The 16,562-nt window shown below is 46.8% G+C and carries 15 protein-coding genes; 4 read left to right on the forward strand and 11 right to left on the reverse strand.

Going from position 1 to position 16,562, the window contains the following annotated elements; all coding sequences use genetic code 11:
- Positions 1-375: 375 nt before the first annotated feature.
- Entirely contained in the window at positions 376-657 is a 282-nt protein-coding gene (locus RH949_RS12975; RefSeq protein WP_044204919.1) for a UPF0175 family protein, read from the forward strand.
- Positions 658-1,188: 531 nt separating this feature from the next.
- On the opposite strand, the gene RH949_RS12980 is transcribed toward RH949_RS12975, so the two are convergent.
- The 11 genes from RH949_RS12980 to RH949_RS13030 all read right to left on the reverse strand — a co-directional run bounded on the left by RH949_RS12980 (position 1,189) and on the right by RH949_RS13030 (position 13,725).
- The gene (locus RH949_RS12980; protein ID WP_006098572.1) at positions 1,189-1,689 is read right to left on the reverse strand and encodes a hypothetical protein; all 501 of its coding nucleotides are present in this window, start codon (positions 1,687-1,689) and stop codon (positions 1,189-1,191) included.
- 131 nt (positions 1,690-1,820) lie between these two features.
- Entirely contained in the window at positions 1,821-2,129 is a 309-nt protein-coding gene (locus tag RH949_RS12985; RefSeq protein ID WP_006098483.1) for an XRE family transcriptional regulator, read from the reverse strand.
- On the reverse strand, positions 2,126-2,485 hold the full coding sequence (locus RH949_RS12990; RefSeq protein WP_044204653.1) for a type II toxin-antitoxin system RelE/ParE family toxin: 360 nt from the start codon (positions 2,483-2,485) through the stop codon (positions 2,126-2,128). Before RH949_RS12990 ends, RH949_RS12985 begins: the two co-directional genes overlap by 4 nt.
- Positions 2,486-3,011: 526 nt before the next feature.
- Positions 3,012-3,449, reverse strand: a complete 438-nt coding sequence (locus RH949_RS12995; protein ID WP_446353644.1) for a tetratricopeptide repeat protein — start codon at positions 3,447-3,449, stop codon at positions 3,012-3,014.
- Between the two features lie 42 nt (positions 3,450-3,491).
- A complete protein-coding gene (locus tag RH949_RS13000) occupies positions 3,492-6,842 on the reverse strand; it encodes a CHAT domain-containing protein (RefSeq protein ID WP_446353608.1) in 3,351 nt (1,116 codons plus the stop codon).
- Between the two features lie 81 nt (positions 6,843-6,923).
- Complete coding sequence (locus RH949_RS13005; RefSeq protein WP_044204651.1) at positions 6,924-7,691, reverse strand: YebC/PmpR family DNA-binding transcriptional regulator; 768 nt, start codon at positions 7,689-7,691, stop codon at positions 6,924-6,926.
- 206 nt (positions 7,692-7,897) lie between these two features.
- Positions 7,898-8,992, reverse strand: coding sequence for a hybrid sensor histidine kinase/response regulator (locus RH949_RS13010; protein ID WP_446353610.1), 1,095 nt, complete (start codon positions 8,990-8,992; stop codon positions 7,898-7,900).
- Positions 8,993-9,213: 221 nt separating this feature from the next.
- A complete protein-coding gene (locus RH949_RS13015; RefSeq protein ID WP_446353612.1) occupies positions 9,214-10,926 on the reverse strand; it encodes an EAL domain-containing response regulator in 1,713 nt (570 codons plus the stop codon).
- Entirely contained in the window at positions 10,923-13,115 is a 2,193-nt protein-coding gene (locus tag RH949_RS13020) for a sensor histidine kinase (RefSeq protein ID WP_446353614.1), read from the reverse strand. The genes RH949_RS13015 and RH949_RS13020 overlap by 4 nt, the downstream gene beginning before the upstream one ends.
- Before the next feature lie 19 nt (positions 13,116-13,134).
- Complete coding sequence (locus RH949_RS13025; RefSeq protein ID WP_006098504.1) at positions 13,135-13,290, reverse strand: hypothetical protein; 156 nt, start codon at positions 13,288-13,290, stop codon at positions 13,135-13,137.
- 60 nt (positions 13,291-13,350) lie between these two features.
- Positions 13,351-13,725: a response regulator transcription factor gene (locus RH949_RS13030; protein ID WP_006098599.1), complete on the reverse strand. Its 375-nt coding sequence runs from the start codon at positions 13,723-13,725 to the stop codon at positions 13,351-13,353.
- Between the two features lie 425 nt (positions 13,726-14,150).
- Between RH949_RS13030 and RH949_RS13035 the strand changes: the two genes are divergently transcribed.
- From RH949_RS13035 to RH949_RS13045, 3 genes are all read left to right on the forward strand, one after another.
- Positions 14,151-15,191, forward strand: coding sequence for a histidine kinase dimerization/phospho-acceptor domain-containing protein (locus RH949_RS13035; RefSeq protein WP_446353617.1), 1,041 nt, complete (start codon positions 14,151-14,153; stop codon positions 15,189-15,191).
- 72 nt (positions 15,192-15,263) lie between these two features.
- Positions 15,264-15,671, forward strand: coding sequence for a sensor histidine kinase (locus RH949_RS13040; protein WP_446353619.1), 408 nt, complete (start codon positions 15,264-15,266; stop codon positions 15,669-15,671).
- Complete coding sequence (locus tag RH949_RS13045) at positions 15,649-16,317, forward strand: response regulator transcription factor (protein WP_006098579.1); 669 nt, start codon at positions 15,649-15,651, stop codon at positions 16,315-16,317. Before RH949_RS13040 ends, RH949_RS13045 begins: the two co-directional genes overlap by 23 nt.
- The last annotated feature ends 245 nt before the right edge of the window (positions 16,318-16,562 follow it).

A 16,562-nucleotide genomic window follows, 5' to 3' on the forward strand; every position in this document is an offset into this window, starting at 1 on the left:
TAACCCCTTCTCCCGACCCCCCTCGTTCCCCCCTACCCCCCTCGTTCCCCCCTACAAGAGGGGGGAGGACAGAGGATGCTTCGCTTTTTTGGCAGGGGGGATGACAGAGGATACTTCGTTTTTGTTGCACGGGAGAAGGGGGATCGGATGCTCTTGCTCCCCTCTCCCCGGCGTGGGAGAGGGGCTGGGGGTGAGGGGTTTAGCTTAAGTTGACACCAATGGATATTATCGTGCCCCTACCCTATTATCTGGTATTGGTGCATCAATTCTGTTTCCGAAGCATCTGTTGGGTTGAGCGAAGCCGAAACCCAACCTACCTTAACGACTATAATTAATATAAATTCTAATAAACCAGACAGCCAAGCATTATTTAATATGCAAATTAGCCTTGAAATACCGGATGATATTGGTAGTCGTTTGACAGCAAAATGGCACAATTTGCCCCAGCGCTCATTAGAAATTATGGCGGCTCAAGCTTATAAATCGGGTATCCTTACCGCAGGTGAAGTCCGACGAATGCTTAATTTACCTTCTCGTTTAGCCGTTGATGAATTTCTGAAACGAGAAGGAGCGTATCTACACTATACTGAGGCAGACCTAGAACAGGATCTTCAAGCCGTAGCCAAGGTTATCCAAACGAATGACCATTGTTTGTGATACGTCTCCACTTTGCTATTTGATTTTAATCGACCAAATCGATGTCCTGCCTCAACTTTTTTGTCCTCCCGCCACGCTAGCGTAATGCACCTTTCTATTTGTAGGGTGTGTTAGCGAAGCGTAACGCACCTTTCTATTTGTATACACATCTATTCGGACTTTCCTTTCCTGTTGTTCTAGACGTTCCGGCGGAACGTCTCTACTATGTGTCCTAACCGCTATTGTTCGGGTAACGTTTGTCGCCTTGAGACTCCACCACCACGCTTAGAGCGTCCCCTCACCACGCTCAGAGCGTCTCCCACCACGCTCAGAGCGTCCCCTCACCACGCTCAGAGCGTCCCCTCACCACGCTAGGAGCGTCTCCCACCACGCTAGGAGCGTCCTCCCACCACGCTAGGAGCGTCTCCCACCACGCTAGGAGCGTCCTCCCACCACGCTAGGAGCGTCTCCCGCCACGCTCAGAGCGTCCTCCCACCACGCTCGGAGCGTCTCCCACCACGCTCAGAGCGTCCTCCCACCACGCTCAGAGCGTCACTCATCACTCTCAGGGCTTGATTCATCCTGTGAGGAACCCCCATTCCCTTTGGTTTTCACGCCTTTAAAGCGTTCCTTTAACTGCTCCGCCACGCTTTTTAAGCCCGGTGTGGTTTTCGATGCCATTTTCACGTAGTCATACACGGTTAAGCTGCTTTTCATCGCTTCACTTCCCACCGCTATCAGGGTATCATCCACCTTTTCTGACAGTTGCTGGAGTCGGATGAGTAACTCGGAAAGACGCAACGCCAGTTGATAGTCGCGCTCGAATTCCTCCGTGTTGAAATTGGCGGGGAGAATGCCAGAGTTCGTTTGGGCGGCGTTGAGGCTATTGTTGACAAAGGCTAAACTTTTATCGCCCATTTTATACAGATCATGGCGTTCTTTGGGGCTGAGGTTGATCAGAAAGGGTAGCTTCTGTTCGATGGTTTGTAAGGCGGTGTTGATTTCTTCGATATCGGTGTCGGAGAGGCTGGCACTAATATTGTGATAGGACATGGTACTGTCTCCTGATGTGAAGATTGCCGTTGCCCTGGCTATTGTTGAAGAGGGCAAGGATTCTTTTATTTTAGTAGGTTTTATTGGATCTGGTTCCCCTTCCGTCCCCCTTTTAGATCCCCCTCCCGTCCCTAAGACTCGAACTGAGAAATAATCACATCTCTATCCGGGAAATGGGCAACCAGTTGGAGCGTTCCACCCAGAGCCTTAATATAGCGGTATAGAGTAGAAATTTGAATGTCCTCTTGATTTTCCAGTTTAGACAAAGCAGACTGAATAACACCAAGTTCCTCGGTCATATCTTGTTGGGTAACACCGAGAGATTGACGTAACTCGGCTAGAGTCAGAGACAACGACGCCAGTTGAGCGCGAGTTTGACTCTCGGCTAGTTGTTCAGGCGTCATTTGTTTTCTTAACTCACTGATTGGCTTTCGTTTCATATCAAACCCTCATCCGATAATTCCTGCAAAAGTTCGTCGTAGAGTAAATCGGCTTTGGGGATATTCTCGTCATACCACCGATCATTTCCCCCTTTATTACCCCCTAAAAGTAGTACAGCAACCCGACGCGGATCAAAAGCATAAAGTATGCGGTAGGGTTCCCCTTTGTGCTGTACACGTAGTTCTCTCATTTGGGAATGACGAGACAGTTTCACCTTTGAAGTGTAAGGAAACGGGAGATTTGGTCCCCTTTCTTCAAGTAATCTAACAGCAACATCAATAGAAATTTGCGTTGCTTCGTCGAGTGTTATCCACCATTCCTCAAATTCATCGGTATACTCAACCTCCCACACCATGCCCACCGAACCTGTTGGTAAACCTATTCCCTATCGTTGATATTGTATCATCGCGGCAGAGTGGCAAGACAAAAGGTGTGGAATGATCGCGTCTAGGCAGAATTCCCTACAATTCACGGTGGAAAACAGGTAGGGGCGCACCGACGTGCATCCGTGTCAACTTAAGCTCAACCCCTCTCCCCCAGCCCCTCTCCCACTCAGGGGAGAGGGGAGCAAGAGAGTCCGGTTCCCCTTCTCCCGTGCAACAAAAGCGAAGCATCATCTGTCCTCCCCCCTGCAAAAAAAGCGAAGCATCCTCTGTCCTCCCCCCTCTTGTTGGGGGGAATGAGGGGGGTAGGGGGGAACGAGGGGGGTCGGGAGAAGGGGTTAGGGGATGAGGGGGAAATGTTGAGGAGTAGATCGACACGGTTTAAAACCTTGCCAGCATTGGTTTTCTACCTTAAGTTGACACGGATGCTATATGCCGTACCCCTACGACACCCAGGGATAATTGATAGGGTAGGGGCACGATACTATCGTGCCCGTCTCAATCTGGGAGGCGTTCTAAGATTTCTCGCGCTACACCAGCCCAATAGTCATCCTGATACTCTAGATATATCTCTAAAGCTGTCTGTAAATTCACCCTCGCTTCAGCGTAGTTTTCCTGGGCTTCTGCCAGTAATCCTAAACAATGATAGGTTTTAGCTTGATTGTAGCGATCGCTAAATTCAATGTAAATATCCAGAGCCTGCTGATAGTATTGCCTTGCCTGCTCATACTCCCCTAACTCTCCAGCAACATTTCCTAACTGGTGATAGGTGCTAGCTTGAGAGAAGCGATCGCGAAATTCAATAAAAATATCCAGAGCCTGCTGATAGTATAGCCTTGCCTGCTCATACTCCCGTAACTCTTGGGCAACCATTCCTAACCCGTGATAGGTGCCAGCTTGAGAGAAGCGATCGCTAAATTCAATGTAAATATCCAGAGCCTGCTGATAGTATTGCCTTGCATGCTCATACTCCCGTAACTAGTAGGCAACAGTTCCTAACTGGTGATAGGTGCTAGCTTGAGAGAAGAGATCGCGAAATTCAATAAACATATCCAGAGCCTGCTGATAGTATAGCCTTGCCTGCTCATACTCCCGTAACTCTTCGGCAACCCTTCCTAACTGGTGATAGGTGCTAGCTTGCTCGTAGCGATCGCGAAATTCAATGTTAATATCCAGAGCTTGCTGATAGTATCGCTTTGCCTGCTCATACTCCCGTAACTCTTGGGCAACTGCTCCTAAATTGTGATAGGTGCTAGCCAGTGCATTCTGTTTCTGTCTCTCCTCTACCCCGGTAAGCTGTTGGGTAAGTTCCAGCACCTGCTGATAAGCAGCTTGGGCTTGAGTATAATTCTGGGTTTCTAGATAACAATAGGCTAACCGATCCTGTGCCATGACAATTTCCAGCCCAATTTCACCTCTGTGTAATGATGCCGGATATACTGCTTGTGCCTGACAGACGAATTCTGAGAGTTGGAGATTACGCTGGATATCATTAATCTTCACAAAGTATTCATCCAAACAGAAAAAGATATCCACCGTTTCCTGTTTCTCTAAACAGAGTTGTAGGGCATTATAGAGATTTTCATACTCCAGTTGACAGAAGAAAATCCCCTGTTGTCGTTCTTGCGCCTGCTGCGATTTCATCAACTGCTGATAAACACCCGCCAACGTCAAATAGTGACGTTTAAACCCCTCCCGCAACGCTTCCCGCATCGCTGTATCCTGTTGATTCAGCTTCATCCGCAAGAAATAAGGAAAAACCGGCTGAATCCGCAACAGACTCTCATTAGCCCCCCTTTCAAAGGGGGGTTGGGGGGATTCAGAGGGGCTGGGGGAGAGGTTCGACAACAACCCCCAATTAATCGCCTCTTGAATCGCCGCCTCAAACTCTTCAAACGGATAATCCTGAAACGGGGCTAACTGCTGCAACTCATTCACATAATTCCCAATCCCACCCCTAAAAATAAACCCACTAAACGGCGCTAAACACAACAACAATTGCTGCGCCGCCGCCGACAAATTCCGATGGGAATAGTCCACACATTGAACAATACTCTCCGTCTTATCCTCACTCCCCGAATCCAACGCAATATCCGCCTTCTCCAACCCCGCGACAATCTCCGCCGGGGATTGCTGCTTCAGATTCGCCAACACTACCTCCATCGCCAAAGGATACCCCGCCAAGAGTTTCATTAATCGGATAAACGCCTCATCTTCCCGTATCTTCGGAATCGCCTTTGCGGGTAAATACCGTTCTAATATCTTTTGCGCCAACTCTGAACGCGCCTGAACATCTAATCCCTGTAACCGATACACATTATCGCCAAACGTCCCCTGTAACCACTCCTCACCACTGCGGGAACCCAACACCACCCGCGTCTTCCCACCGACTAATCGGCTGAGAAAGTCCTGGATTTCTTGTCGCTTAGTCTTGGATAACGTATGTTTAATCGCCAACCGTTTCCCCGTCACCGATTCCAAGTTATCCAAAATCAGGATATGATTCTCCGTTTTCAGTTTATCTGCCAATTTCTGCACCTGCGCCGCCTGATTCATCGCCTGAAATCGGCTGAACTCGAACCTCTCATAAACCTGCTTCCCTATCTCCCGCAGGATTTGCTTTAAAGTCCAGGCTTTTGTGTCATAGCCAAAATAAAAGATGGCTTCAGCAAAATGAGTCGTTTGCCACCATTCCCGTAAATAATTCAGTAGCGTCGTTTTCCCGGTTCCCCCCATCCCCCGCAACAGTAAAATAGGATGGCGCAGCAACGCCTTTTCTATCTTGAGAATCTCCAAATCCCGCCCAACAAAGCCATAGGTAGGTGGAGTAAACTGATACTGCTGCTGACGCGCCGCATAATAATCTTCTTCTTCCTGGGGCGTAAATTCCCGTAAATTCAGATTAACGGGTTGATTGGTATAAACCACAGGTAAAAGCCAGTCTTCTAAGTCGATGCTTTGGTTATAATAGGCTTTACGTTGTTTATTATTGTAGAGTTCGCGGCGTCCCAGGCGTAGGGCTTCCCGAATCGTCTTTTGGGCAAAGACTTGCTGATAGACAGTTTCCATTAATAAGGATGCAGCCGTTTCCGTTACCGAATAGCCCATCGCCACCACCATCTGCATCCCCGCCGCCATCAGGCGACTGCCTAAACTGGTTTCACGGGCGTTTTCTCCCCGGAGGGCTGGGGCGTTTTCTCCCCCCTTTTGAAGAGAGGCTGGGGCGTTTTCTCCCCCTTTTTGAAGAGAGGCTGGGGCGTTTTCTCCCCCTTTTTGAAGAGAGGCTGGGGCGTTTTCTCCCCCCTTTTGAAGGGGGGCTGGGGGGGATCTCAACTCACCATCCTGTTCCCCCTTATTTTCGGCAAACTCTGGCGACGCATTGGTTTGATCCCCCCCTGTCCCCCCCTTAACAAGGGGGGGAATTTGTTTCCCCAATTGACAAGCATTTAAAATACAAACCGGAATCCCCTTTCCGGTCAACAAATCCGCCAACTCCGACGCCTCCACCGGATCAGCCTTTCCCTGAGTTTCCCCCTCCAAAAACAGAAACGCCTTCACCCCTTCATACGGATCAATATCCTCTCGCCCCCACCGCGCTTGAAACGTGTACCGCTTCTTTTCTATCCCCTGCTGCACTTGCTCATAACTCATCAACGAGCCATGGGCGTCAAAATGAATAATATGATAATATCCCGCCCCTTTCTCCTCTAACTGTTTCGATAACGCTTGATAAGTAGCCGGACGCAATAACTCCACATTCACCCGTAACTTTGCCGTCTCAATCGCTTCAATTAACGGACGGGAAATGGTACGATATCCGACATCCCTTTCTTCATCGGGTCGTGCGGTTACCAAGAGTAAATTAATCACCGGAAACGGTGGCATACTTGCCCCAATCGGCACCGATTTAGTATGCTTCCTTAGCATCAGACAATCCACCGCCAGGGGACGCGGTAAATCCGGATCACGCAGCGCTTCCCAATGCAGCGCTTGAAACTCTGGCGTCTGGCTTTCAATCTCAATTTGTAGCTGACTTAAATTCCCCCGGATCTGCCGATACTCGCTATAGGCATCAATATTAGTTCTAAATACCTGCTCAAATAATTGTTCCCCGTAACCCTTAACCGATTCCTTCGCCTGTTCCGCCTTCACTGTTCCCAATTGAGGAAACACCAACCATTCCTCAAAATACCATTCCAGAATCTGTTCTTGTTTCGGGGTGAAAGGATCAGTAATCGCGATCGGATAATTGACCCGCCCATCAAAACTGAGAGTCGCCGTAAATCCGCTATCAGTTGAGTCCTGTTCACGAATGGTAATGGTTGTCATCCGTCATTCGTCTTATGTCTTATGTCAGGTATGGTAGCCCAAAAAATAGAGGCATAGCAATGTCGTGCCCCAACTCTCCTCTCACGCCATCGTCAACGACACCAAATCATCTGCCATTTCAAAATTGGCGGTGACATTCTGCACATCATCCAACTCATCTAGGGCATCCATTAATTTTAGGAGCGATCGCGCCACATCCGGATCAGTAATTTCGACACTATTCCCCGGTATCCAACGTAACTCAGCATCGCACACGCTGAAGCCTTGATCCTGTAAGGTTTGATTCAGGTGTTCTAGATTGGTTACCTCGGTGACAACTTCCACCCCCGGTTCCTCGTCGTCTTCAATCCACTCATAAGTTTCCGCCCCCCCAGCCAGTGATGCTTCCAATAGCCGATCCTCGGACACCTCACCCGCTACCGTCACCACCCCTTTTTGTTCAAACATCCAACTAACGCAACCCGTTTCCCCCAGATTCCCGCCATTCTTAGTAAACGCCGATCGCAAATCTGCCGCCGTGCGGTTACGATTATCGGTAAGGGCTTCAATCAGAATCGCCACACCTCCAGGACCATAGCCCTCATAACGAATCTCTTCCAGGTTGTCGCTACCACTATCAAACTGACCTGACCCTTTCGCGATCGCCCGGTCAATATTATCATTGGGAATACCCGCCGCCTTCGCCTTCTCAATCGCGGTGCGTAACCGGAAATTCCCATTCGGGTCAGGAACGCCACTACGGGCAGCTACAATGATCTCCCGTGAGAGTTTGGCAAAGGTTTTCCCCTTCGCTGCGTCCACTCTCGCCTTCTGGCGCTTAATATTTGCCCACTTACTGTGTCCTGCCATAACTGAAACCAAAATCAGTCAAATCCCGCTTCCCTAGGGTAGCTTGGTCATTTGTTATTTGTCATTTGTTAGGGAACAGGGAACAGGGAACAGGGAATAGGCAATAGGGAATAGGCAATAGGCAATAGGCAACACCTCGACTTCGCTCCCCCCAGCTTCCAGACGCGCCATGGCGCGTCTCTACATTGCTTCCCCAGCTTCCCGGATTAAACAGGAAGAAGAACGCGAACGGTGGTGTGTTGATTGGGTACGCTATCAATGGTTAAAGTTCCCCCCAACAGTTCGATTAACCGCTTACTGATACTCAATCCCAATCCTGTCCCTTGTTGGGCATACAGTTTACGTTCAAACTGCTGATATGCCCCCAACTTGGTAATTTGTTCCTGACTCATCCCCCGTCCGCGATCGCTAACTGATAAGGCGTAGAATGATTGATTGGGAACCGTCCTCCCCGTTACCGAAACCGGAGTGCCAGGGGTCGAATATTTTAACGCATTATCCACTAATTCTTCGACAATTTTCTCCATCCGAGTTTTGGCAATTTGTAGACTGGAATCATGTACATCAAGCTTGACATCAGCCTCTCGATTTCTGCGTTTCGCCTGTTGCCAAACCATGGTTTCAATCATTGAGGCGGCGGAACTGGTTCGAGAACTGCGTAAGGCTTGAATCCGATTCGCATCCGTTACGGTGAGTTCCAGTTCGGCGTAGAGTAAAAAGTTTTGAATCAGTCGATGTAATCGTTCACCTGATTTACGGATACTTTCCGACATTTCCTTAATTTCATTCCGTTCCAGGGTATCCGCTTCCTCCACTAATAACTGGGAAAATCCCAGGATATTCGTTAGCGGCGATCGCATTTCGTGAGGGAGAGACAGACTGATACTGGTGCGTAACTGGTCGAGTTTTTGGGTTTGTTGTTCCTCAATTATCGCTTGTTTTTGTAACCGGGAGGCAATGGCATTCAGTAATTCATCGACACTAAAGGGCTTGGTAATATAATCATCTGCCCCTAGTTCCATCCCTTGACGCAAATCCGTTTTATCGGTGCGGGCGGTGAGAAACATAAATGGAATGGTGGCGGTTACAGGATTTTTCCGTAATGTATTTAAGACGCCAAACCCATCTAATTTGGGCATCATCACATCACATAAAATTAAATCCGGTTGATACTGCGGTACTAAATCCAATCCCGCACAACCATCGCCAGCGCCGCAGACTTCAAAATCCTCAGCTTCCAGCAATTCCATGAGATTTTCCCGGACGGTTTCTTCGTCTTCGATAATTAGAATTTTTTTCATGGTTGTTATCAACATTTTTTGCATAAATTAAAACAGATTTACTACGCGGGAACTGAAGGGTTACATCTGATAGTTTGCACCTCTGTCGGTAAGCCCCGACACCCGCCAAGAACTCAAGTTCTTGGCTCATAGCTTAAGTCCATTAAAATGGACTCAGACTAGATATGCAGTCGTCTTTAGACGACTTTCGCTTTAAGACTTGGGTTTTAACCCAAGGCTTGCTATTTTATCCCCACTAAAGCTTTTCCGCTGAATAATAAAGATTCAAATTCCTTAGCGGGCAAAGGCTTACTAAACAGATACCCTTGCATTTTATGACAGTGATGCTGCACCACAAAGGAAAGTTCCGCATCCGTTTCCACCCCTTCCGCCACTAATTTTAAATCCAGCGTATTTGCCATTTCAATAATCGCTTGGGTAATTGCCGCCTGACTCGGATTATCCTGAATATTGCGAATAAAACAGCGGTCAATTTTCAAGGTATCAAAGGGAAATTGCTGTAAATAGCTTAAAGACGAATACCCTGTGCCAAAATCATCAATGGCAATCTCCACACCCAGCGCTTTTAATGCCTGTAAGCGGCGAATCGCTACATCGGTATTTTCCACCAGCATACTCTCCGTTAATTCTAATTCTAAATACTCCGGGCGCAATCCGGTTTCGGTGAAAATTTTGACTAACCGATGACGCAAGTCTAATTGTTGAAATTGACGCCCGGATAAATTGACGGCGATTTTTAAATGAGGATAACCCATTTTTTGCCAATCGCGCGTTTGCTGGCAAGCCGTTTTTAACACCCATTCCCCAATCGGCAGGATTAATCCCGTTTCTTCGGCTAAAGGAATAAATTTAATCGGAGAAACCAGTCCCCGTTCGGGATGTTCCCAGCGCAACAGGGCTTCCGCACCGATGATTTTACCTGTTTCCAAATTAAGTTGGGGTTGATAGTAAACCTGAAGTTCATCTCGTTCTAAGGCATAGCGTAAACTCGTTTTTAATGCCACCCGATCTGAGGTTCCTTTACTTAAGGCAATCGAGTAAAACTGATGGCAATTTCCTCCCTGTTGTTTTGCCTGAAACATGGCTTTATTTGCCTGATTCAGTAACTGTTCAATATCCCTGCCATCACGGGGATAGAGTGCCATGCCAATACTAGCGGTGACAAAGATTTCTTGGTCATCAATGGCAAAGGTTTGGGAAAATTGTTCTAAGAGAGTTTGGGCAACGAAAACGGCATCTTTTTTATGGGGGGTTGTGGGCAGAATAATCGCAAATTGACCGCTGCCTAATCGTGCTACATAATCCTCAGAGGTGACTCCGTTAACTAAACGTTGGGCTACTGCTTGTAATAAGCGATCGCCTACACTATGCCCTAAGTCGTCATTAATTTGATTAAATCGATCTAAACCGACACACATAACTGTCATTAATTGCTGGCTATGCGTCGATTTTATCTGTTTAAATTGCTCGCGTAAGGATAACTGATTAGGCAAATTGGTTAAGGAGTCATGATACATTAAATAATCGAGTTGATCCTTTGCTTGCTCAAGTTCACTACGATACTGCTGTTGCTTTTTAAACCGAGTCGCGATCGCGCCGAGTAATTCTGCCCGGGTAAAGGGTTTAGTCAGGTAATCATCTGCCCCTAATTCCATCCCTTGACGAAAGTCGGCTTTAGCCGCTTTAGCGGTCAAGAAAATAAAGGGTGTGGTGGCAAATGTTGTCTCCTGACGCAGTGTTTTTAACACACTATACCCATCCAATCCCGGCATCATCACATCACAAATAATTAAATCGGGTTTCTCGACTTTGGCTAAATCGATCCCTTTATAACCATTCGTTGCGCCAATTCCGGCTAATCCTTCGGCGTCCAAGAGTTCTAAGATATTTTCCCGGACGAGTTCTTCATCTTCAATGACTAGAATCTTTTTCATGACTTTATAATAGGTAAGGTAACGGTTACTGTAGTGCCAACCCCGATGATACTATTAATGTCGATATTACCCTGATGAATATCCACACATTTTTTAACGATGGTGAGTCCTAATCCGGTTCCCGGAATCGTGCCAACATTGGTTCCCCGATGGAATGCTTCAAATAATCGGTCTTGATCGTCTAGGGGAATCCCAATGCCGCGATCGCGAATTTCCAGGGTAATTTGTTCGCGATTTCCTTTGAGTTTAACTTCAATCGTTTCTTCGGAGGATGAATACTTAATCGCATTGCTTAACACATTCTCTAAAATTTGCTGGAGTAATTGCTTATCTAGATAGATTTCTTGGGCATCAAGGGTCGGTTCCCACTCATAACTGATGTTAATAACAGAGAGTTCGGGTTGATTAAGTTGCAGCTCTTTCACTAATGTGACACAAAATAATTCCAAATTAATAGGTTCTAGACTTAAGGCAAGTTTACCTGCATCTGTTTTGCCTAAAATTAATACATCATTTAATAATTTGGTCATATACTTAACCGAACCTTGAATTCGATGCAAATGCATCTGTTGTTTCTCATCTGACCATTTATGCCGATAATGTTCCAGTAACTCGGCTGACGAGTGAATCGTAGTTAAAGGGGTGCGAAACTCGTGAGACGTTACCGTAATAAAGCGGGATTTGAGGTCACTCAGTTCCTTTTCTTGCGCCAACGCATTGAGAATTTCTGCTTGCACTCGTTGGCGTTCCGTAATATCCTCCGCAATCCCCGCAATCCGGATAGTAATTCCTGCCTCATTCACCACCGGAAACGCCCGTACTCCCATCCAACGTACTGAACTATCGGGGCGAACAATTCGATATTCTTCCTGGAAATTTGCTTCCCCAAGGGACTGTTTGTGTAAGGCTTGGGTTACGCGATCGCGATCCTCCGGATGAATGGATTCTAACCAAGATGAAGGTTGTTCATATAAACTTTTAGTCGAACGTCCCCATACCTCCTGATACACTGGACTAATATAGATCATCTGGCTAAAATCAGGGGTAGTTAAAAAGAAGACTTCGCGAATATTTTCTGTCAGTTGTCGCAATTGTTCTTCACTGGTGCGAAGTTGTTCCTCTATCCGTTTTCTTTCGATAATTTCGGCTTGAAGAACATCATTCACTTTCCTTAACGCCGCCGTGCGTTCTTCCACACGCATTTCTAAGGCATCATTCACTTGTTCTAGGCTGAGTCGCATTTGCACCCGATCCGTGACATCTTGGACAATCACAGAAACTTCTTCAAACCCACTGGCAACAATTCGGGCTTCAAAATTGCGGGCTTTGCCATTCACCCAGAGTTGATATTCCACCCGTTGAATGGTTTTCGTTTCTAGCGCTTGTTCAATATGTTCCCAAATTAATCCCGCCACTTGTGTGGGCAGTATTTGATGTAAATGTTTACCGATAATATCGGTAGCCGGAATAGAAAGCGTTTCCGTTTTTGTGCCATAGCAATCTAAATAAATCCCCGCACTGTTAATCCGAAACAAAGCATCAGGGATAATTTCCAAAAGCGCGTTGTTTCGGGATTCCGCCCGATTTAAAGCGGCAATAACCTGCTGGTGCTTTTGCTGTTGAATGTGGTACTCTTGTTCTTGTTGAATGTGATAGAATACTATCGCCCATTGAGACGCGATCGCACAGACACAATCAATTTCTGCCTGACTCCATTGGCGTTGCGCTTGCGTCGCCATCAGGCTAATCGCCCCAAAATAGGATTGACGATGACAAAGGGGTAGAATTAACAGAGGTAAACCGGAAAGCCTCTGCCATTCTTGAATTGGCGCTGGGGGATGTTCATCCGCGATCGGAAAAATCAGTGGTTTTCCCTGAATTAGCCAAGTATAATATTTCCCATAAAACTCACAAATTAGCCGAGAGGATGAGTCATCTACAGTCCCCTGTCCTCGCAGTAGTTGATACGGGTTTTCTTGTATTTTTTTTCCCTTTACCTCTCCCTCAAAGGGTGTCGTAATCGGTTCAAAGTCTGATACTATAAACATCAGACAGGAGTCAACCTGTAGACCGTGACGTAGTTGATCCGCCGTCGTTTGTAGCCCATCTTGAGGAACACATTGTCCTTGCGTTACTTGGGCAATCTGCTGCATAATTGCCACTTGTAGGGTTAAGAGATGATTCTCCATTGTCCCCAGTTCATTAGCGTTAATTGATAGATGCTTGGATGAGATAGCCATAAGTCATGAATGGATGAAACATAAAAGGTTTGACATTGGCGAATCCTCGAATAAACGTTATCTGGTTAATTTCCACCTCTAAACCATCGGATTGAGTCAAAATTGTAGGGGCGGGTTTAGCCATTAAAACCACTTGTCACCAACACATGAACAACAAAACCCGCCCTTACCCCCTCACGCACCACTACCTATGGATCACTCCAATATGAGTCGCGATCGCATCCAGCAATTCTGCCAAGGTAAAGGGCTTAGTCAGATAGGCATTTGCGCCCAAATTCATCCCTTGCTTAATATCCGTTTTAGCGGCTTTAGCGGTGAGAAATAAGAACGGAATAGTAGCCGTCTTACCTTGAGAACGCAAGGCAGAAAGAACACCATAACCATCCATTTCTGGCATCAGTACATCGCACAAAATTAAATCCGGATCATGCTGTTGTGCCAGATGCAACCCCTTCTGTCCATTTTCTGCGATAATCGCATCAAACCCTTCTGCATCCAGCAGTTCCAGGATATTCTCGCGTACAGACTCCTCATCTTCAATCACTAAAATTTTAACCATTGTTGCTCTCCTTAAAATGCCTAACCGGTATTAACGTCTTTAAAAATATGGCTACAATCATGACAGCGATAATCTCCTTATCTATAACTCAACCCATTCCGGTTTCATCTCCTGAAAATGGATCAGAAGACTGAGAGAACCCCAGCGTTAAATGGTGGGTTTACTGTCCACTTTGATAAATTGTTGCATAGTGATTCTGATTAGTCCTCGTGGAAATTACGGGGTGTGAACCTGAGTTGAGGATTCCATCTCCGTAATTTCACCTTGAAGGGGGTGGGTATTTTGAGCAAAACCCTTGTAGAGACGTTCCGCCGGAACGTCTCTACCAAATGATGTGTCCTAACTTACAAACCTAGAGTCAGGAACATATTCGCACAGATCAACATCAGGTTTTAAGATAACTGACGAACGACCAGGGAACCGACGTGACTAAGTTGGGTAACAACCTCGCCTCAGCCAAACCTGATCAAAATCATGAGGCGAATAAAACTGAATGGTGTTGGGGTTGGCGTAATCTATTTTGGGAAGCACGAACTCGTCTTCTTGCCTGGTATGTCCTGCTCATGGTTTGCTTTACGGGTACATCAGTTGGGCTGATCCGTCAAGTTCTATTGGAGGAGACGCACAAACGAATTGATAGTTCTCTAAACCAAGAGGTGCAGGAGTTCCAGCGATTGTTTCAACAAGGAAAAAACCCCTTTACGGGTCAGCCATTTTGTGATGACATTGGCGGTTTATTTGAGGTTTTTCTATCCCGTAATATTCCCAATGATGGAGAGTTTCTGCTGACCATTATTGAGGGTCAATTCTACCAATCTAGTCCGACAGCATTGCCTGACCCCCTGCAACCGGATGCATGGCTACTTAAACGTTGGACTAAGCTGACCCAACCCACAAAAGGCTGGGAAGAAACATCAGTTGGTCCGATTCTTTACTATGCCGAACCAGTGGAAATTGGCGGAGAAATTCGGGGACTGTTTATTGTCGCTAATGTGATTGCCTATGAAAAGGAAGAAGTTAATGAAGTCGTTTGGGTGATTGTTAAAGTAACGTTGGTTGTGATGGTGGTTGCGTCCATTGTGGCTTGGATCGCTGCTGGACGGGTACTCGCCCCCCTACGTTCGGTTACAGAAACGGCGCGTTCGATTAGTGAAACGGATCTGACGCAACGCATTCCTATACAAGGTACGGGTGAAATTGCAGAACTGACCACTACGCTGAATCAAATGCTGGATCGTCTGCATCGGGCGTTTACTAGCCAGCGAGACTTTATCAATGATGCGGGTCACGAATTACGGACACCAATCACGATTATCCGAGGTCATCTGGAATTATGGGACGATGACCCAAAAACTCAACAGGAAACTCTGGAATTAGTCTTGGATGAATTGGATCGGATGAACCGATTTGTCAATGATTTACTCCTGTTAGCGAAAGCCGAATGGCGCGATTTTTTACAGGTTTAAATCATAGATATTGACTCATTCACCGAGGAACTTTTTGCTAAAGCCAAAGCCTTAGCCGAACGAAACTGGCAATTGGATGCGATCGCGTCTGGTCAAATTGTCGCTGATCGTCAGCGCCTGACGCAAGCAATCATGAACCTGGCTGAAAATGCTACCCAACATACCGAGGCGGGAGAGCAAATCGCCTTGGGTTCTGCGATCAATCGCCATAACGCCTATTTCTGGGTTCGCGATACTGGAAAAGGAATTGACTCAGCTAACCAAAAGCGGATTTTTGAGCGGTTTGCTCGACTCCCCAACAGCCGTCGTCGTTCTGAAGGCGCGGGTTTGGGGTTATCTATCGTTCAAGCGATCGCCCAGGCGCATCGGGGACAAGTGAGACTCAACAGCCGACTGGGTGCTGGCGCTCAATTTACGATTGTTCTTCCTCTAGAGTCAAGACAAGATAATTTACCTCATGAATCGAATTCTAATTGCTGAAGATGAACCCCGGATTGCCTCATTTCTAGAAAAAGGGCTGCGGGCTAAAGGATTTACCACCAGCGTAGCCATAGATGCGGGGGAGACGCTGGATATGGCACTCTCCCACGAATTTGACCTGCTGATTATGGATTTGGGACTCCCCGGTAAAGATGGTTTACAGGTACTAGAGGAATTACGGGGTCAGGGGGAACAAATCCCAATTATAATTCTCACCGCCCGTGATGACATCCGTGATAAAGTCGCTGGATTAGAGGGAGGGGCTGATGATTACATGACCAAACCTTTTCGGTTTGAAGAACTTTTAGCCCGGGTGCGCTTGCGGTTGCGGAATAACCATTTGCCGAAAACCAAGGAGGAGATGGTACTCACCATCGGTCATGTTAGTTTAGATTTGCGGACTCGTCGGGTTCGGGTTAAGGGTCAACGTGTTGAACTCTCCGCCCGCGAATTTACCCTCGCAGAAACCCTATTACGCCATCCCGGACAAGTGATGAGCCGAGAACAGTTACTCAGTCATGTTTGGGGGTATGATTATGATCCGGGTTCTAATATTGTTGATGTTTATATCGGTTATTTACGCAAAAAATTAGGCAGTGACTTAATTGAAACCGTTAGAGGCATGGGTTATCGCCTCCGTACTTGATTAGACGCTGCGCTGAGACAAAATTATTAGTTATCCTAATAATCATCATAATTTTTTCCGATAAATCTAGAGACGTTATAGCAACCGCCATAGCGGTTAGGACACATCATTTATGTAGAGACGCGCCATGGCGCGTCTCTACAATGGTGCCGAAAGTCCTAATCGATGTGTCTACTGCTATATCTTCAACGTCTCTTTTCGTTTATGGGCAGTCAAGTCTCTCCCCGTTCCCCGTTCCCCGTTCT

This window comes from Coleofasciculus sp. A1-SPW-01, from assembly GCF_040217205.1.
Lineage (GTDB): Bacteria > Cyanobacteriota > Cyanobacteriia > Cyanobacteriales > Coleofasciculaceae > Coleofasciculus > Coleofasciculus chthonoplastes_A.

Excerpts from the sequence above, each read along its gene's own strand:
- RH949_RS12975 (WP_044204919.1), top strand. The coding sequence starts at position 376 with ATGCAAATTAGCCTTGAAATACCGGATGATATTGGTAGTCGTTTGACA.
- RH949_RS12980 (WP_006098572.1), bottom strand. The coding sequence starts at position 1,689 with ATGTCCTATCACAATATTAGTGCCAGCCTCTCCGACACCGATATCGAA.
- RH949_RS12985 (WP_006098483.1), bottom strand. The coding sequence starts at position 2,129 with ATGAAACGAAAGCCAATCAGTGAGTTAAGAAAACAAATGACGCCTGAA.
- RH949_RS12990 (WP_044204653.1), bottom strand. The coding sequence starts at position 2,485 with ATGGTGTGGGAGGTTGAGTATACCGATGAATTTGAGGAATGGTGGATA.
- RH949_RS13000 (WP_446353608.1), bottom strand. The coding sequence starts at position 6,842 with ATGACAACCATTACCATTCGTGAACAGGACTCAACTGATAGCGGATTT.
- RH949_RS13005 (WP_044204651.1), bottom strand. The coding sequence starts at position 7,691 with ATGGCAGGACACAGTAAGTGGGCAAATATTAAGCGCCAGAAGGCGAGA.
- RH949_RS13010 (WP_446353610.1), bottom strand. The coding sequence starts at position 8,992 with ATGAAAAAAATTCTAATTATCGAAGACGAAGAAACCGTCCGGGAAAAT.
- RH949_RS13015 (WP_446353612.1), bottom strand. The coding sequence starts at position 10,926 with ATGAAAAAGATTCTAGTCATTGAAGATGAAGAACTCGTCCGGGAAAAT.
- RH949_RS13020 (WP_446353614.1), bottom strand. The coding sequence starts at position 13,115 with ATGGAGAATCATCTCTTAACCCTACAAGTGGCAATTATGCAGCAGATT.
- RH949_RS13025 (WP_006098504.1), bottom strand. The coding sequence starts at position 13,290 with ATGGCTAAACCCGCCCCTACAATTTTGACTCAATCCGATGGTTTAGAG.
- RH949_RS13030 (WP_006098599.1), bottom strand. The coding sequence starts at position 13,725 with ATGGTTAAAATTTTAGTGATTGAAGATGAGGAGTCTGTACGCGAGAAT.
- RH949_RS13045 (WP_006098579.1), top strand. The coding sequence starts at position 15,649 with ATGAATCGAATTCTAATTGCTGAAGATGAACCCCGGATTGCCTCATTT.